The following is a 17,836-nucleotide window of genomic DNA, read 5'->3' on the forward strand; positions in this document are numbered from 1 at the left end:
CGCGATTATTTTGACTACGATGCCGGTGGATTTGAGCCCTGTATTGGTGCCAGAGTCTGGGTGCCTTTTCGCAACCAGACCCGCCTCGGAATCGTAGTTAACATCCAAGGGGCAAATGAAACGTCAACCAAGTCATTAAAAAGTATTAGCTCGGTCATTGATGAAAAGCCTCTTTTTAATAAAGATTTGCTTGAGCTCTGTTTCTGGATTGGCAACTACTATCAATCTCCATTATCCGAAGTATTACCCTTGGCCATCCCCAAAAAATATCGTCTGGGCGAGCCCTGCCAATTACCAATGGGTGATTTTTATCAATTGACAGTCCCTCTGGAACAGGCAAAAATTAAAATATCAGCGCGTTCTCGTAAGCAGCTGGAATTAATAGAGTTTTTAAATAATCATTCGGAACCAGTTTCAAAACTCTTATTAACCAAAATGGGATTTAATTCAAGTCAGCTATTGGCTTTAGTCTCGGCGGAGCTTATTTCCCTATCCCAATGCATAGTCATTCCAGAACGGGAAAGTCAAACACTTAGTTCTCCGTTGGCACTAAATCCTGAGCAAGCAATTGCAGTCACTACCATTTTAGGACAACGCACTCAATTTCAATGTTTTTTGTTACAAGGAGTGACTGGTAGTGGCAAAACTGAAGTTTATCTGCAGGTGATTGCACAAGTTCTTGAACAAGGCCAACAGGTTTTAGTTCTGGTTCCAGAAATTGGTTTGACACCCCAATTGCTTGCGCGCTTTACCGCACGATTTAAAGAACCTATTGCTGTCATTCATTCCAACCTGAATGAAACAGAGCGGCAGATAGCCTGGCAATTGGCAAAAGACAATCATGTCAAAATGGTGATTGGCACGCGGGCAGCAGTCTTTACCCCCATGCCAAACTTGGGATTAATTGTTATAGATGAAGAACATGACAGCTCTTTAAAACAAATGGAAGGCGTGCGCTATTCTGCCCGTGACACCGCATTAATGCGTGCTCATTTAGCCAATATCCCCATTATTCTTGGTTCAGCCACCCCCAGCCTGGAAAGCCTGCATAATTGCAAACAAAATAAATACACCTTGCTGCGCTTAAATCATAAAGCCCTGTCGACAGTGCCCTTGCATTATCAATTAATCGACCTTCGTTCCCAGCAGTTGCAACATGGACTGGCCTCCCCCACTCTGCACGTTATTGCTGAGCATTTAAACAAGCAAAACCAGGTTTTAGTCTTTATTAATCGTCGAGGTTTTGCTCCAGTATTACTCTGTCATCAATGCGGCTGGATGGCGGATTGCAAAGCCTGTGACAGTCATCTGACTCTGCATAGGCAATCAGGTCAAATGATTTGCCATCATTGTGGGTTAACGCAAAGAATGCCCGTTCAATGTAAAAGCTGCCACAGCAAGGAATTAATACCAGTAGGTGCTGGAACTCAGCGAGTTCACGAATTTCTTAGCCAACATTTTCCCAATACAGAAGTGTTACGCATTGACCGTGACGCGGTTCGCAAGAAAAACGCGTTGGATGAGCATTTAGAAAAAATAACCAATGGAGAAGCACAACTTATAGTTGGCACTCAAATGCTGGCCAAAGGACATCATTTTCCCCGTTTATCGCTAGTCGTTGTTCTCGATGCCGATGCCGGACTTTACAATCAGGATTTCAGAGCATTAGAGCATTTAGGGCAATTATTAACTCAGGTGTCCGGACGGGCAGGAAGAGCAGAGCACGCAGGCCAAGTGCTCATTCAGACCCATCTGCCCAGCCATCCACTACTTAATGTACTTATCAAACAAGGCTATGATGAGTTTGCGGAAGCATTACTGACTAATCGTCAGGAAGCCGAATTACCGCCATATCATTATTTAGCGGTGATCAGAGCCCAGGGAAGCTCCGTCAGCAGCGTTTTAAAATTTTTACATGCCACCAAAGATCAAATCAAAATTCACCCCCTTACCGTTATGGGGCCTGCTCCTGCCCCTCTTCCTCGCAAAGCGAATCAGCATCGTATGCAACTATTAATTAAATCCCCATCAAGAAAAGTATTAAAAAGTTCATTGACGCAATTACGTGAGTGGTTAACAATAAATAAACTAAGCAATGGCGTTCGCTGGAATGTGGACGTTGATCCTATGGATTTATCATGACCGATAACAAAAAGACCGTTCATCAGAAAACTTTTGACATCGCCTGGGGTGATATGGATGCATTAGGCCATGTCAACAATGCCCGCTATTTTGATTATTTTCAGGAAGCTCGGATTGAATGGTTAAGAGATCTGAATATTAACATGACAGAAAGCACGGGTCCTGTGGTAATTCAGGTAGCCTGTACCTTCCTGAAGCCTGTTGTCTACCCTGCGACGGTGACTATCATCAGCACCGTACACAGTGTAGGCAAGTCCAGTATGGTCATGGATCACGATCTCTATCAAGATGAAATTCTGATGGCACAAGGAATGAGTAAAGTTGTCTGGGTTGATTATATCCAAGGTAAATCCATACCATTACCTGAGATTTTCCGTACATTCGAAGAACAATAGTACCGCAGGCACATTTTAATTGAGACAAAAGCCGCAATTGCAGCTGTATCCGTTCAGATAATAGTATCATGTATGGACCCAGCCCTAATCGGTGATAACAAAACAGGTATGACCTCTGCTCTTTCAGAACCTTACAGGAGAAAGAGCGCAAAGCCTATCAGAGCTCAGGTGCTGACAAAGCACTGAAACAAGAAGCTGTATGCGGCTGCATCTCTATCTCGTTATCTAACAAGTTATTGAATTACTTCTTGCATCCAGGACTGGGGTCATGTATGACGCTGCCCTGCCGATTGTTATTCTGCATTTGGCCAATAAGAGGTATTGAAAAGAAACCAAGGCTGGAAGGTCTAGCAACCTTTTGAAAAAAACTTATCTCAATTTGGTCTTGTGGACTGACAGTGGGTTGTTGCATTTGGGCATCGAATACATCCTGCATTGACTCAGCCATAGTACACTCGGTGATGGCTTGTTCCAGACCATCGATGTGATGCAATAAAAAATCCAGGGTAAGTGTGCCGAAAAAAGCTTTCCCCTTGGCAATCAGTTCAATTAACTGTAAAGACTGTATTTTTAAATCACTAATGTGAAAGACTGTTACCATGTCATAATTCTGAACAGCACCTAGTTCTTCCGTTATTGGATAGCCTATCTGTTGAGCCAACACTCTTGCATCACGTATCAGGCCATCTATTATTTGGCTATAATGTAAATACTGAACCGCTTTATTCGCTCGCTCCATAGTCAACCTACTCGTTATAAAAGTAACCTTATCCTGGATATTGAGGGCTGCTAGACGGGACTCTAAATCCACTCTAGAGAGACTTGCCAGAGCATGCTCTGTATTGATTCCCAAAATGCTTATATCATTATTAATGTAGTCCTTAAAGTGAGTAAGAATCATTCTAAATGGAAGCAATAAAGAACGGTCCGCACACATAAAATGACCTGATTTATGAGATAGAGACGCAATGGAAACAACGTCGCCGACACGCGTAAAACGGATAGCTCCCGCTGCCATACAATGCCCCATTGCCCCCTCTTTTCCGTAAGCAGTCTGCCCATGAGACATAGTATATTGGTCATCGCCATATGAAAACAGAGTCAAGATGGAGTGTTCCTCATAGCCACGACGCATAATAAACCGAAATATAATGGATTCTTTATCCTTTAAAACAGTGAGCAACTTTTTTAAGTTATCAATATCAAAACGTAAAAATTTTAGGGATTTATCTATACGATCATCATAAGGAACATATTCAGTCAAATACGGCTTATTGAGATACAATTCGTTAACATGGCGTTCTTTATTAGCTGGCAAAAAAATACGGGCGAGTAAATCTAAATGCTGTTCATCATTTACGCTATTATTTGGGCGAGTAAATCCTACGCTATCTGCTCTGTTTGTCGGTGTCGCAGGAGGAGAAACATCAAAGTATCGCAATTCCACAACTTTTCCTTTCTCTGGTATTGGAAGAATATTAGATCCGTTGGTATTCATTACAGGAATAACATCGAGCATTAAATTATCTCCATCGACTACAGGCATATCTTTAGGCGGCATTTCTTTACTTCGCTCCACAGGCTAATTTTTTAGCAAAAAAAGAGCCTGAAGATAACAAAAAATAGCCAAAATAGCAATATATAAAGCAACTCCAGGATATGGCTTGTTACGAATGAGATGTGTGGTAAGCGTTTAAAGAGAGCACTTCCTTTGTGGTTACCTCATTATGAGCCCTTATTGGAGGATGTATTAGCTCAATCTATTATTGATGAGTGCGTTCACTACTTCGTGAAGAGCGGTCGTCCTTGGCCTGCCTCGTTCTTTCTCTGACGGTAGATGGGATTTTTTATCAATTGCCATTGCTTATTGCTTATTGCTTATTGCTTATTGCTTATTGCTTATTGCTTATTGCTTATTGGTTAAGTCACTGCGATAAGAGTTCCGTTGCATTTCTGCTATTACTAGTGCGAGTCCATTTTTTTCCGGATAGGCACTAATAAATATGGTTAGAAAATTGTACAGCAAGATTGGCTTTTAGATGAATGCCCATCCGCATGTACACCTTGAGCATTAAGCAAATTGTCGGTATTGTTGGTTTCGAACACCTTTGACGACTTATTGCTCTCTGTTGTGCGTTTCCCACTAAATAACGTTGGCGAGTAATGTTCGTCAAAGGAAGCAGAACCATGCTCGAAACCATGCTCGAAACCATGCTCCGTACTAATATCACTCTTCTCAATCATATATTTCTCTCCTATAAGTACTACAAATCAAAAAAGAATAATTATAACACAGAAAATAGATGTATGGTTCAAATGATCTGATTTTTGCTCAGGATCCTCATAATCTGTGTCATGGGCACCATCAACTAAACTTTTACACCAGGCTATATTTTATTTTCAGGATGATCGTGATGCTGGAAAGGAAGCCGAAAAAATGCCGTTACACGTTGGTACTGATAAGCATTGGGGTGTGAGTTACCATCGTTTTTAATGACAGCTCTCGAGACGTTTCAAAGCGCTGATTGTATCGAAGGATTGGCGTCAGTTATGAAACTGATGCGCCAATGATGTATTAAATTTGGCTCTCACGTTAAAAATGTCATTAAAGAGTGAGCGCCTAGACCATCGGATGGCAGCGCCCTGAGAAAAGATATACGGCACAAAACGGATTAAGTTGGCGGCTTACTCAGAGCAAGCCGTCATGCCTTTAAAAATCACGCCACAAAATGGCTGAGATTGTCCCCTGATCCTGAAATATATTAAAGAGCTCTTCAATTGAATTAACGGGTACATTATTTACTACAACGTGATAAGTCAGCTGACGCCCGGATCTGGCATTAATATATCCTGCATATGCCTGTCCCTTTAATACTTGTCCCACGGCATAAGTGCCTGTTTTTGCATAGACCTGACCAGTTGCCCCAATAAGAGAAGGATCTGCCTGAAAATCTTTAACCGCGCTAAGAGTGCCATCAACACCCATAATTGGCAAAGCATGAAAAAAAGCAGGGAAAGTAAGGGGTTGTCTCATAATCTGCAGCCATTTAACTACTGCGTTATTCGTTGCAAGAGTATCTCCAGAGCCACTGCCATTAACAAACAGGAATTGATCTCCAGGGATGCCGTACTGATTCACCAGCATATTGCGTTCGACCACCAGGGCATCAGCCATGTTATTGACACCTTGTGTTAAGCCAAACAGAACAAAAATAGTATCAGAACCCACGTTATAGCTTGTTTTTAAAACAAATTTTGCAAATTGAGAAAAGGGAAGTGAAACCAGCTCTGTAACAGGCATATAAACGCCTGCTGGCGGGACCGGGTTTTGAGCTACAGGAGCAGCATTAATGACTACACCAGACGCAACCAGCGACTCGATAAACACCGTACGTGCATAATTTGCAGGCTGCACTATCCGAAACGTTTGCACTAATGGAAATGCATTGGTAATAGGAGGAATAAAATCAATAGGCAAATTTCCTGAAACAGTACCGATGCACGGAGTAGTTCCTATACAAGCAGGAAGGAAAGGATTCAGAGTGTAAGTTGGCTCTGTGCCTGGACCTGAAGTCATCAACGTTGAATTCACGGTGAATGCTGCTGAAACCGGTCTTGTATCAACAATTGCCGGAGTTCCTAAACTCGAAGGGCTCATAGAAACATCAACCAGATCATCATTAACAAAAATGGCAGAGACATCATATTCACCATTAAAATTAAAGGGTACAAACAAGCGATCATCTATAATCACTTCACCTGTGACTTCCCTGATACCAAAATTATATACTTGTTGCGCGAGATAGTTATAACCGGCCAGGGGATTGGGTGTAGTGAGCACAGCATTCCCAGCTGCTTGTGCGATACTATGATCAGGATCAGTATAAGCTATTGTATTATTGGGTAAATTCCGTCCGCCCATGGTGATATCACCGCTCGCAGTAAGAATTAAATCACCATGCAATACGCCATTATTATCAATCACACCCTGGTAGCTAACCGGAGTGCGAAACCTGAAGTGTTCACCAACCTGGAGAAGGTATTCTCCAATCGAAAAAAGCTTCCTTATGGAGCCGACAAAAAAATTGTAATTGCTGTTTAAATCAATTAATACCTCACCGGTATTACTGTCAATAACCCGCATACCCCATATCGAATTTTTATAGATAGGCTTTGCTAAAATTGCATCTATCTCAGGACTTTTGCGAATAGAAATAAAATCAGACGACGAAGGTAGAGAACAATAAACTGGATAACTCAAACTGTGACAAATTTTGGGTCCCCAATTTATTCCCAAAGGCATTAATGCAGTATTGATGCCTAAAATGAGAGTACAACTTTCCCCAGGATTCAAATCAAACGACACCCCACAGCTGCCTGCTTCATTGGTTATTTGAGTCACCCCGAAAGGAAGATTAACCACCCCATTATTCAGCAAGCTAAAACCGGCATTATTGACTACCGAATAAACAGCACGCAGGCTATCGCCATCAACCACCACTTGCGGGGCTTTAACACGCGCAACAATATTAAAAATAGCCTCTGCCGCATGAGAAAGAAAGGGGCACATCAAACTGGCGATCAATACAAATTTAAACCGTTTCATAAAATATTCGTCCTATTAATTAACTGAGTAGTAAACAGACCTGATGGCTTATAAAAATGCTGCATGGGTAACTCCAGGGCTAAAAGATTTCCCCAAACTCAATGTTACTGTCTTTGTGTGCTCGAAATCAGAAGCATAAAAGGAATTAATAAGAAAAAACAGAACGGGTTTTATCCAATGTAAACGTGCCATTTACTTCCTCGGTCAGTTTTTTTTATATTTGCAATATATACTTTTTCAGTATAACACCGTGCAATACACATCAAACAACAATGATCACCTTATTGGTAGTTTTTTCTATTGATGCAGTCTATAGCAATACGATAATTTATTTATAAGCAGTTACTCTATCGTCTTTATACAATTTATTGAGTGCATCGACCACTGAAGGATCGTAGACGGTACCTCTTCCTTTTTGAAGCGCCTCCATTGCGACATTCATTCCAACGGCAACACGATATGGTCGATTAGTAGCCATCGCATCGATAGTGTCAGCAACAGCAATAATTTTAGCCTCCAGCAAAATATCCTGGTCAACTAATTTATTGGGATAACCACTACCGTTGATTCGTTCATGATGCTGATAAACAATGTCAGCAATAGGCCAAGGAAAATGAATATTTTTTAAAATATTATACCCAATCTCTGGATGTGTTTTTATGTATTCGAATTCAATGGCACTCAGTTTTGTCGGTTTAGTGAGTAATTCGGCAGGAAGACCAATTTTACCAATATCATGTAAATGAGCAGCAAAAACTAATCCTGTAAGTTGATGCTCTGACACATTCAATTCCTGGCCGATAGCGAAAGAAAGAGAGGCTACCGAATCCTGATGTCCTACAGTATATGGATCTTTTTGTTCCTGCGCACTAGCTAAGGCAAAAATAGTTTCGCTGAAGTTTTTTTGCAAAACATGTTCATGCTCAACCCGCTCCTGGCTTAAACGTACCTGGGTAGAGATGTCTTCCGCGACACCAACGCTTCGATAGGGTATATGCTGATCATTATAGACAGGATAGGCACGTACGTGGAGCCAACGAATAGTGCCATTGTATTGAATAATACGAAATATTGTGTCAAGCATCCCTGTTTCCCTTTGTTCGGCATACGCAAGTATAAAATGTTCTCTATCCTCTGGGTGAATGCTGCTAAGCCAAAAATCTCCTCTGGCTAAATTAAGAGGCTCTCCTTGCCAAAAAAGCTCGAAAGCAGGGCTGGTATATAAAACATTTTGCTTTTTTAAATCAAGTAAATAGATGACATCATGAACGCTAGAAATAATTTCATCATACAACTCTTCATTATTGAGTAACGAACTCAACATTTTATTGACATGATGTACTTTGGTAATGACGCCTTGTATTTGATTCGAGTTTATGAATTGATACACTATATGTTTAGAAAGTACAGTACCATTTCGATGACTGATAGTGATTTGTTTATAAACTGTCCCATGAGCTTTAACTTGTTCGAACAGGTTATCAACTCCTTCATTTTGCTGAATTTGGATAAAATTCATCTGAGATAGTTCTGCAGGGGTATAACCTATCAGCTTGCAAAATGCTTGATTACCCGAGAGGACGACTCCATTTGAATCAAAAATGAACGCTTCATAGGGCAATTGTTCATAGCTGTTTTTATATAATTCATTTAATCCCTGCTGATTCATATTATTTCTAGGCATGATAAGAATTAACAACTGTATAAAAAAAGACCTGTGTTAATTATAGTACAAGTGAATCATGTAATAAGTGTGGACAATTCCTTGTTTATCCCAGTCAATTTTATGGTTCATCAGATAGCCTATACTTAAATTATGACTAATCCAGCTCTCATGATGAATACTGAAATAATCACCCTGTTCTTTGGTTTTCTTGAGGGCTTTGCCCTCATCCTTTCTCCTTGTATCTTGTCAATTTTGCCTGTTATCCTGGCAGGATCATTAACTGGCTCGAAGACGCGCTCTTTCGGTATTATCATTGGTTTTATCATCACTTTTTCTGCATTTGCCTATTTTGCCCGCCAATTGGTTCAGTTTTCAGGAGTTGATCTTAATCTGCTTCGTTATCTTGCTTATGGATTGCTGCTGGTGCTTGCTGTGGTTTTGCTTTCAGACTATTTAACAGAACGATTTAGTCAGTTAACACAAAAAATTGCCGCGGCAGGTTCCTATTATGCCCGCATCAGCTTAAACAATAATGGGCTGTGCAGTGGCCTGTTCATTGGTGCGCTGGTTGCGCTCATCTGGACTCCTTGTGCAGGCCCTATTCTTGCTGCAGTGATTGTACAAATTGCTATTCAGCAAACAACTATTCTCAGCTTCTTAACCTTATTAGCTTTTACTCTTGGCGCAGCACTGCCTATGTTTATCATTACCTTGTATGGGTTTAAAATCAGAGACTCACTCATTTTTTTTAAAACCCACTCGTCTTTTATTCGTAGAATTCTTGGCCTTATCATTGGAGGAAATATAATTTACATGATCAGTCTAGAGGCGGGATTAATTCCATCTACTGTAATTACCCAATCAGGGATTCGTACCGCTAATTATTTGGAGCGCGGTTTATGGCGCCCCTATGATGCACCAGAAATCGAAGGGATTAAACACTGGCTAAACTCACCACCATTACAACTCTCTGATTTAAAAAACAAGGTAATATTAATTGATTTTTGGACCTACTCCTGCATCAATTGCGTACGAACAATACCGTATTTAAATCGCTGGTATAAAAATTATCACGATAAGGGATTAGTAATTATCGGCATTCATACTCCCGAATTTGATTTTGAAAAAAAAGTGATGAATGTCGCTCGTGCTGTAAAAAATTACGGTATAGAGTATCCAGTCGCTCTGGATAATTCATTTACTACCTGGCAAAACTACTCCAATTACTTTTGGCCAGCTCATTATCTGATCAACAAACAAGGAAAAGTGGTTTATGAACACTTCGGTGAAGGCGAATATGACGTGACTGAAAATAATATCCGTTTTTTATTACAACTTAATAAATCTCAATTGCCGTCAGAGTCCAAACATTTACTGACCGATAATATAATTACTCCAGAAACCTATCTGGGTTTTGCCCGCGCTGAGAACAAATCAAGCCCTGAATTAATCCATGATCAACCCGTTGACTATTCTTTTTCTGATAAACTGAATACCAACGCCTGGTCGTTGCACGGTTTATGGCTGGTTAGTGCAGAGAAAATCAAGGCAATGTCTGGAAACTCTTCGCTAAAGATCCATTTTAATGCCAAGAGCGTATTTGTTGTGATGGGCAATAACAGCATAAAACCGATTTCGGTTAAGATGCTCTTCAATGGTAAACCAATAGAGATGAATAAAGGACGCGATGTATCCAATAGCAGCGTTTTAGTAGATAAATACGCTCTTTATGAAGTACTTGCCTTTCCCAAACAAACCAATGGGATACTGCACATAAATCCTGAAGCGCCGGGCTTGGAACTGTTTACCTTTACTTTTGGCAATTAAATTTTTTGACGCGGGGGATGAAAGGATAAGTTCCAACAGCCGAAGACTTTGAACCCTGGGGTTTAGGTGGGAAGAAAACGTGCCAGTTCAGGCTTCTCACTATTAAAGTGATATAGCACAACACCGACACCAGAACACTCCCCTATTTAAGCTTATCGGTTCAAATTTCTTGGGCTGCTGGGTTACGCTCATTATAACACTGGAACAAGATGGAGTTAAGTTAGAGCATGCAGATCACTAACAAAAAAGTGCTTCGCTATGAGAAGCACTCAATTATCGCTCATCACAAACCGTAAAATGACCGTGTTTATAAGGATTAGAGCGAGCGCGGAACTCATAATCACGGCAACGTTGTCCCCGATTATCGGTATAGCGCTGTTGCAAGCGAAAGACAAAATCACCAAAATTCATATCTTGTTGCCATTCCTGTATGTCCCTTTGTTTTTGCTCTTCATCCATTTTATTTAAAAATTTGCTCAGTTTACTTGCCTGCACATTAATAGAACACAAAGAAACAAGCAGGATTATTAATAATGTTTTCACAACATTGAGTCTCTAATAGTCAATAGCGGCAACATTAAACCACATATGACAATTAAAATCCAACTCATGTATAATAAAAAAACACATGGCCGTCATCCAGAGGATGATAGCGACGAAAGATCTCCCTGGATTCAGAAGATCCTTCGCTATACTCTGGATGACGTACTATTCTTAACTTAGTGACAGTGAGAGCCAGACCTATTTGAGCCTTGCTCTTGTGCTCAATGGCAGCAGACACAACATCCTATATAGCAATTGGCGCCTTTATCGCAGGATGGAATTGATAATTTTCAAATTCAAAATCCTCATAACAATATTCGAATAAAGACCCGGGCTTGCGCTTAATATTTAGCTGAGGAGGCGGCAAAGGTTCTCTGGCTAACTGAGTACGGGCTTGCTCTAAATGATTAAGATATAAATGACAATCACCCCCAGTCCAGATAAACTCACCGACATCAAGGTTGCATTGCTGCGCCACCATATGGGTCAACAATGCATAGGAAGCAATGTTAAAAGGAACGCCTAAAAACACATCTGCTGAGCGTTGATAAAGTTGGCAGGACAACTGATTATTTGCCACATAAAATTGGAACAAAGCATGACAAGGCATTAAAGCCATTTGCTCCAGTTCCCCCACATTCCAGGCGCTGACAATTAAGCGGCGAGAATCAGGATTGCTTTTAATTTGTTGCACCACGTCGCTGAGTTGATCAATAGTTCGTCCATCAGCAGTTGGCCAACTGCGCCACTGTCTGCCATAAACAGGCCCCAGCTCACCATTGCTGTCAGCCCACTCATCCCATATAGTCACCCCATTGTCTTTCAGATAACCAATATTGGTGTCACCTTTTAAAAACCATAACAATTCATGCACAATACTGCGCATATGCAATTTTTTTGTGGTGATTAAAGGAAAGCCTTTTTTTAAATCGAAGCGCATTTGGTAACCAAATACCGATAATGTTCCCGTTCCAGTCCGATCCGTTTTTTCAGCACCGTGCTGTAATATGTGCTCGAGCAACTGTAAGTACGTGTTCATCGTTTAGCCCACCATAACCAAAGCCCTAATAATAACATAGGAATTGATAATATTTGTCCCATGGTCAGCCATCCAAAAGCAATAAATCCCATTTGTGGATCAGGCTGTCGAAAGCACTCTGCAATCAAGCGGCAAATGGAATAGCCAATTAAAAATAAAGCCGATATTCTGCCAACAGGTCTTGGTTTCGATGCATAGCACCATACTAGAACAAATAAACCAATTCCTTCCAGACCAAATTCATATAACTGCGAGGGGTGGCGTGGCTGATTATCAACATGACCAAACACCATAGCCCAGGGAACATCTACTACTCGCCCCCACAGCTCGCCATTAATAAAATTACCAATACGTCCCGCGGCCAAGCCAACCGGGACTAAAGGCGCGACAAAATCGCCTACCTCTAAAAAAGTTTTCTTATATTTATACGAAAAAAACCAAACAGCAAGCGCCACACCAATTAAACCTCCATGAAAGGACATCCCGCCTTCCCAGATTTTAAATAAAACCCAGGGCTGATGAATCCACTCCTGGAAATTATAAAAAAGCATGTATCCTATCCGGCCACCAAGAATAACCCCAAGTGCGCCATAAAAGATCAAATCACTCAGCTGATCCGCATTCCAATTCAATTTATAACGCTTAATGCGCCAATAGCCTAATAACCAGGCACTGATAAAACCGATAAGATACATCAAACCATACCAGTGTATTTTTACAGGCCCCAAAGAAAAAGCAACAGGATCAATATTGGGAAAGATGAGCATTCTTTATTAGGTTCCTTTTTAAGATAACATTTTGATAGCAGTTAAAATTAATAGTACGATAAAACCATAGGTCAAGTAATGTACCGGTAATAAATAGTGTAACCTGGCGCCAATAGGTGCCATCAGAGTACTGGGGAGCCCTACAAAAAACACTGCTGGCCAGTATACATAACCAGTTGAGTACGCTATGTTGGCCATGTCATTTTGACCAGTTAACATAAAAACAATGGTACCGATGAACCCCACCACAAAGGTACACAAATTGGATACACCGACGATTTTTCTTGCCGCAACACCACAATAGGTAAGATAAGGAACAATCAAAACTCCTCCTCCCACCCCCAATAGTCCCGACAACACCCCGATAAAATAACTGATTATTCCATTAAGCCAGAATCCTGGAGTTTTTTTTATGTTGTTTGCACGCAAATTGGTAAGCATTTTCACAGCAACAAAGAGCAAAAAAAGACCAAACATTATTTTCAGCCAGGAAGTAGGTACTGCATCTGCAATGACCACCCCAGACACAACCCCCAAAGCCAACCCTGGCCACAGCCGATTAAATACCGGCCAAAGAATTTCACCAATTTTATAATGTACCCTCACCGAAACTAATGAGGTAAAGATGATTACAGCCAATGACGTTGCGGCTGCAACATGCATACTTAGTTGTTCTGGAATAACATGATTCAGTTGAAAAACAAAAACCAGTCCGGGGACAATTACAATCCCGCCACCAATGCCAATAGCCCCAGACATTAATCCTGCAAAAGCTCCGATAAAGACATAAATGATTCCGCTCATCAGCAAATCAGGTAACATTATGATTTACCTGCCCGGATCAATCCACCAAGCCCTTCATCCTCCAGCGCTTTTTGCAAATGAAACCGGATTTCCGCCGGATGCTCAAACTCCAGCACTTCAGCAAGAATTTTACGGGCATTAGCGATAGCAAAATTCCTGATAACCCACTTAACTCGGGGTAAACTGGCTGAGTTCATACTTAAGGTATCAAATCCCATAGCAATTAATAAAATCACCGCTAATGGATCGCTGGCCATCTCACCACAAATACTGACTTCCACTCCAGCAGCATGCCCCCCTTCAACCACTTTGAGCAGAACGCGGAGCATGGCAGGATGCAAGGCATCATACAAGCCGGCAACCCGGGCATTGTTACGATCCACCGCTAATAAATATTGAGTTAAATCATTACTGCCCACCGAAATAAAATCCACCCGTTTGGCCATTTCCCGCGCAAGATAAGCTGCAGCGGGTACCTCAATCATGACCCCTAATTTGGGTTTCTCAATCGCACACCCTTCTTCCAATAATTCTTCATATGCTTGTTCGATTAAATAGGTTGCCTCTTCAACTTCACTCAAATTGGTCACCATGGGCAGCATGATACGTAAATTGTTCAGCTCTTCGCTCGCTCGCATCATCGCGCGAACCTGGACCAGAAAGACGTCAGGATGATCCAGAGTGATGCGAATTCCTCGCCATCCCAAATAAGGGTTTTCTTCTTCTACGGGAAAATAGGGAAGCACCTTATCACCACCAATATCCAGCGTTCGCATGGTCACAGAACGTGGGGCAAACGCCTTCAGCGTCTGTCTGTAAATAATGGTTTGTTCATCTTCTGAAGGAAAACGATCCCGACTCATAAACGGCACTTCGGAACGGTATAATCCAACGCCTTCTGCCCCAACGCTCATCGACAAGCCGGCATCCATAGCTAAACCAGTATTGACCTGCAGTGATACTCTATAGCTGTCAGTGGTTTCAGCCGGTTTCTCCCGTAAACTGCCCAGACTTTGATTTAATTCAAGCTCTTCCTGCGCCAGCTGTTTAAATTCGCTTAAGATTGTTTTGTTGGGCGAGATATAAACATGCCCATAGAATCCATCGACGATCAAGGCTCTACGGGACACTAATTCAGCCTTTAAACCACGCAATCCCATAACAGTAGGAACGCCCAGAGCACGTGCCAGAATGGCAACATGTGAATTGTTGGAGCCCTTTGCCGAGACGACCCCAGCCAATTGTCCTTCAGGAACTTCTGCCAAGGCAGCTGCTGTGACTTCCTCACCAATCAAAATAGTACGTTTAGGATAAACCGTTTCTTCGCGTTGCGACAATTGCAGCTCGGCGAGCACTCTCCGGCCTAAATCACGAAAATCACTGGCGCGCTCACGCAAATAATCATCTTCCATGCTCTCAAATTGCGACACATGTTTTTTTATAACGGTGGCCAGTGCGGCCTGCGCACTGATTTTTTCTTCACGGATGACGTGCTCTACCTCAGCCCCTAAGCTGTCTTTATCCAGAATACGTAAATACACATCGAATAAGGCATGTTCTTCTTCTGCAACGGTTGCTTTCATGCGTTTGCTCAGGCGACGCATGTCATCTCTGGCAGCTTCCAATGCCTCATAAAAGGTATTTATTTCCTCATCCAACTCTTCAACAGGATTTCGTGGAACCGCGTCTATATCTGCCATAGGATAAACTACAACTGCAGTCCCTATACCAATACCTGGTACACTGCCAATACCCGTCAGAGCAGTTTGGCTTACTTCAACTTTGCTTACTGTTCCAAATGATTTGGGTTGGGTCAATTCGGCCAATTCGCCGGTTGCTTCCGCGTGCGCAATAATTCCACCCAGCTGAGCCGCCAAAGTAATCAAAAAAGATTCTTCTGCATCATCGAACGCACGTTGTTCAACTTGTTGAACAATTAAAACCCCATAGAGTTTTCGGTGCTGAATAATAGGAACACCCAGAAACGCATTTAAATGCTCTTCACCAAGAAGAGGATTATGATAGAAATCAGGATGATCCGGTGCATCTTTTAGATTGATGGGCTCTTCACGTCTGCCGATTAAACCAATAAGGCCACTATCAAGCGCAATGCGCACTCGAAATTCAGCCTGCTTGTTTAATCCTTCTGTGGCAATGAGAACATATTCTGCATGTTTATTATCTATCAGGTAAACGGAAACGGCCTCGGCACTAATGGCTTTATGAATTCGTTGCACCAATATGCCAAGCGCATCAGTTAAATGATGGGCCGCGGTGACGTCCTGAACAATCCGTTTAAGTACTTTTAGCATCTAGGGCCTTTGATTACCTCTCTTCCGTTTCAAACCGTACGGAGTACGGCGAGTTTTTAATAAGGGTTCCAATTCTTTTAAGGCCTGGATATACACCTGCCTCTTGAAAAAAATCACCTGCTCTTCCGGCTCATGGAAATCAATCCAGCGCCAGCTATCAAATTCTGGTGAATCACTTAAATCCAATCTCACTTTTTGCTCACTGGAAACCAGCTTTAACAGATACCATTTTTGCTTCTGGCCTATCACCAAGGGTTCACTGCCATGACGCAAGTATTGTTTCGGCAGCCGATATTTTAACCAGCGCTTGGTAGAACCAATCACTTCTACATCATGCTTGTCCAACCCAACTTCTTCATGCAATTCGCGGAACATCGCTTGTAACGACGTTTCGCCTGCAGCCAAACCACCTTGTGGAAATTGCCAGGCATCATGCCCGCTTCGCCTGCCCCAAAATACTCTATCCGAACTGTTGACAAGGATAATACCTACATTCAACCGATAACCGGCACGATCAATCACCATGATGTCACTGCTTAGACTAAACCGCTAATATCTTGATTTTTCCACAAAGTACAAGACCTTGGCAATTGATTCTGCAAATATTATTTGAATTCATAGCTTCGACTTGTATACTGAGGCCCATAATCCTCTGTTCCTCCCCATGGATCATCCTTAGGGCTAAATAATAGATCGAGAATTCCACTGCTGTATGCCTTTGGTCGCTCTTCAACCAAAATGATACTGGATAGTGCTGCCTCATTCTGCATCGTGCGCATGAGTGCTCCTAGCTCTATTTCTGCTTCATTCAAAAATGCCAATTTCAAATAGGGCATGTGGTCCTGCATTGTTAAGGAAAAAGTAGCTTGTTCGGTACTTAATAATGCCAGATACTCAAGATTTAATGAAAGGGAACCAGAAACGATAAAAGTATAATGGTAATATCGAGCAACTAATTCGCTAAGCAATCTGACCAAAAACGCATTCCAAGCATCTCCGCGCCAGGTTTTGTTCGGAAACTTAGTAGCCTCCGCAATTAATTTTACCCCAGTATGCTTAATTAATTCACAAACAGTAACTAAGGCTTTTTGCATCAATTCGGCAAAATCCTCCTTATGCGCATTTACCTTGATGTATTGTTCTTTCAAAGCTTTTTGCAAAGTTAAGGCACGGCAATAATAAGTTCTTAAATAAAAAGCGTATTCTTCCGTTGAGCCAGCTCCGGCGTTATAGTCATTAGCTAATTCCTTCACTTGAACAAGACATTGTTCAAATTCTTGAGTTTGGATATGCTGATGATCCAATACAGCACGATAAATCTGTTCTATGCCAATACAAATTCTGCATGCGCTTAACGCAAGAGCCAATTTATTCATTAACTCAATAGTATCTGGCTTTATACCTTCCAAAGAATGAAACGCAAAAAAATCATCCTCCTGAACCAAACCTAATCCACTTGCCAAAATGGTTTCAGTAAAATCCTCCCACCCTTCAAATTGATGCTCCAGAAGTTGCTTATCAACAGGCGCTACATCGAGCTGACCGGCTACCCATCGGGTAACGTCCAGAAAGCAGTCTTCATTACTCTCGGTAAAAAAATAATCTGCCACATTTTTCAACATATTTGCTTTAGCCAAAATATAATATTTATGGCGAGCTATCAGTGGATCGATCGCAGTTTTAATTTGTTGCCGCAAAAGTACTGAACTTTTTGAATCCCATTTGCTTTGCATTG

The 17,836-nt window shown here is 41.6% G+C and carries 15 protein-coding genes; 3 read left to right on the forward strand and 12 right to left on the reverse strand.

Annotated features, from left to right (window positions below; genetic code table 11):
• Nucleotides 1-2,142, forward strand: a 2,142-nt coding sequence (locus Q0495_RS13775; protein ID WP_298627312.1) for a primosomal protein N', incomplete at its 5' end; no start/stop codon positions are given.
• The gene (locus Q0495_RS13780) at nucleotides 2,139-2,537 is read left to right on the forward strand and encodes a thioesterase family protein (RefSeq protein WP_298627314.1); all 399 of its coding nucleotides are present in this window, start codon (nucleotides 2,139-2,141) and stop codon (nucleotides 2,535-2,537) included. The genes Q0495_RS13775 and Q0495_RS13780, both read left to right, overlap by 4 nt.
• Nucleotides 2,538-2,778: 241 nt before the next feature.
• Here Q0495_RS13780 and Q0495_RS13785 read toward each other — a convergent pair whose 3' ends face one another.
• The 4 genes from Q0495_RS13785 to Q0495_RS13800 form a co-directional block, all read right to left on the reverse strand.
• Nucleotides 2,779-4,098: a hypothetical protein gene (locus Q0495_RS13785; protein WP_298627316.1), complete on the reverse strand. Its 1,320-nt coding sequence runs from the start codon at nucleotides 4,096-4,098 to the stop codon at nucleotides 2,779-2,781.
• 446 nt (nucleotides 4,099-4,544) lie between these two features.
• Nucleotides 4,545-4,781 carry a hypothetical protein gene (locus Q0495_RS13790; protein ID WP_298627318.1) on the reverse strand — a complete coding sequence of 79 codons (237 nt, stop codon included), beginning with the start codon at nucleotides 4,779-4,781 and terminating at the stop codon, nucleotides 4,545-4,547.
• 466 nt (nucleotides 4,782-5,247) lie between these two features.
• On the reverse strand, nucleotides 5,248-7,143 hold the full coding sequence (locus Q0495_RS13795; RefSeq protein WP_298627320.1) for a D-alanyl-D-alanine carboxypeptidase/D-alanyl-D-alanine-endopeptidase: 1,896 nt from the start codon (nucleotides 7,141-7,143) through the stop codon (nucleotides 5,248-5,250).
• A 328-nt stretch (nucleotides 7,144-7,471) separates the two neighbouring features.
• On the reverse strand, nucleotides 7,472-8,827 hold the full coding sequence (locus Q0495_RS13800; protein WP_298627322.1) for an HD domain-containing phosphohydrolase: 1,356 nt from the start codon (nucleotides 8,825-8,827) through the stop codon (nucleotides 7,472-7,474).
• A 150-nt stretch (nucleotides 8,828-8,977) separates the two neighbouring features.
• On the opposite strand from Q0495_RS13800, the gene Q0495_RS13805 reads away from it, so the two are divergent.
• Entirely contained in the window at nucleotides 8,978-10,636 is a 1,659-nt protein-coding gene (locus tag Q0495_RS13805; protein ID WP_298627324.1) for a cytochrome c biogenesis protein DipZ, read from the forward strand.
• 273 nt (nucleotides 10,637-10,909) lie between these two features.
• On the opposite strand, the gene Q0495_RS13810 is transcribed toward Q0495_RS13805, so the two are convergent.
• From Q0495_RS13810 to Q0495_RS13845, 8 genes are all read right to left on the reverse strand, one after another.
• Nucleotides 10,910-11,179 (reverse strand): hypothetical protein, encoded by a 270-nt coding sequence (locus tag Q0495_RS13810; protein ID WP_298627326.1) that lies wholly within the window; start codon nucleotides 11,177-11,179, stop codon nucleotides 10,910-10,912.
• Nucleotides 11,180-11,243: 64 nt separating this feature from the next.
• Complete coding sequence (locus Q0495_RS13815) at nucleotides 11,244-11,417, reverse strand: hypothetical protein (RefSeq protein ID WP_298627328.1); 174 nt, start codon at nucleotides 11,415-11,417, stop codon at nucleotides 11,244-11,246.
• A gap of 6 nt (nucleotides 11,418-11,423) precedes the next feature.
• The gene (thyA, locus tag Q0495_RS13820) at nucleotides 11,424-12,218 is read right to left on the reverse strand and encodes a thymidylate synthase (protein WP_298627330.1); all 795 of its coding nucleotides are present in this window, start codon (nucleotides 12,216-12,218) and stop codon (nucleotides 11,424-11,426) included.
• A complete protein-coding gene (lgt, locus tag Q0495_RS13825) occupies nucleotides 12,215-12,985 on the reverse strand; it encodes a prolipoprotein diacylglyceryl transferase (protein WP_298627332.1) in 771 nt (256 codons plus the stop codon). The genes thyA and lgt overlap by 4 nt, the downstream gene beginning before the upstream one ends.
• An 18-nt stretch (nucleotides 12,986-13,003) precedes the next feature.
• Nucleotides 13,004-13,807 (reverse strand): sulfite exporter TauE/SafE family protein, encoded by an 804-nt coding sequence (locus Q0495_RS13830; RefSeq protein WP_298627334.1) that lies wholly within the window; start codon nucleotides 13,805-13,807, stop codon nucleotides 13,004-13,006.
• Complete coding sequence (ptsP, locus tag Q0495_RS13835) at nucleotides 13,807-16,101, reverse strand: phosphoenolpyruvate--protein phosphotransferase (protein ID WP_298627336.1); 2,295 nt, start codon at nucleotides 16,099-16,101, stop codon at nucleotides 13,807-13,809. Before ptsP ends, Q0495_RS13830 begins: the two co-directional genes overlap by 1 nt.
• Nucleotides 16,102-16,623 carry an RNA pyrophosphohydrolase gene (locus Q0495_RS13840; protein ID WP_367274433.1) on the reverse strand — a complete coding sequence of 174 codons (522 nt, stop codon included), beginning with the start codon at nucleotides 16,621-16,623 and terminating at the stop codon, nucleotides 16,102-16,104.
• Nucleotides 16,624-16,706: 83 nt separating this feature from the next.
• Nucleotides 16,707-17,834 carry a hypothetical protein gene (locus Q0495_RS13845; protein WP_298627340.1) on the reverse strand — a complete coding sequence of 376 codons (1,128 nt, stop codon included), beginning with the start codon at nucleotides 17,832-17,834 and terminating at the stop codon, nucleotides 16,707-16,709.
• Nucleotides 17,835-17,836 lie beyond the last annotated feature (2 nt).

Origin of the sequence: uncultured Legionella sp. (assembly GCF_937871865.1) — a bacterium.
In the GTDB taxonomy this organism is placed as follows: Bacteria; Pseudomonadota; Gammaproteobacteria; order Legionellales; family Legionellaceae; genus Legionella.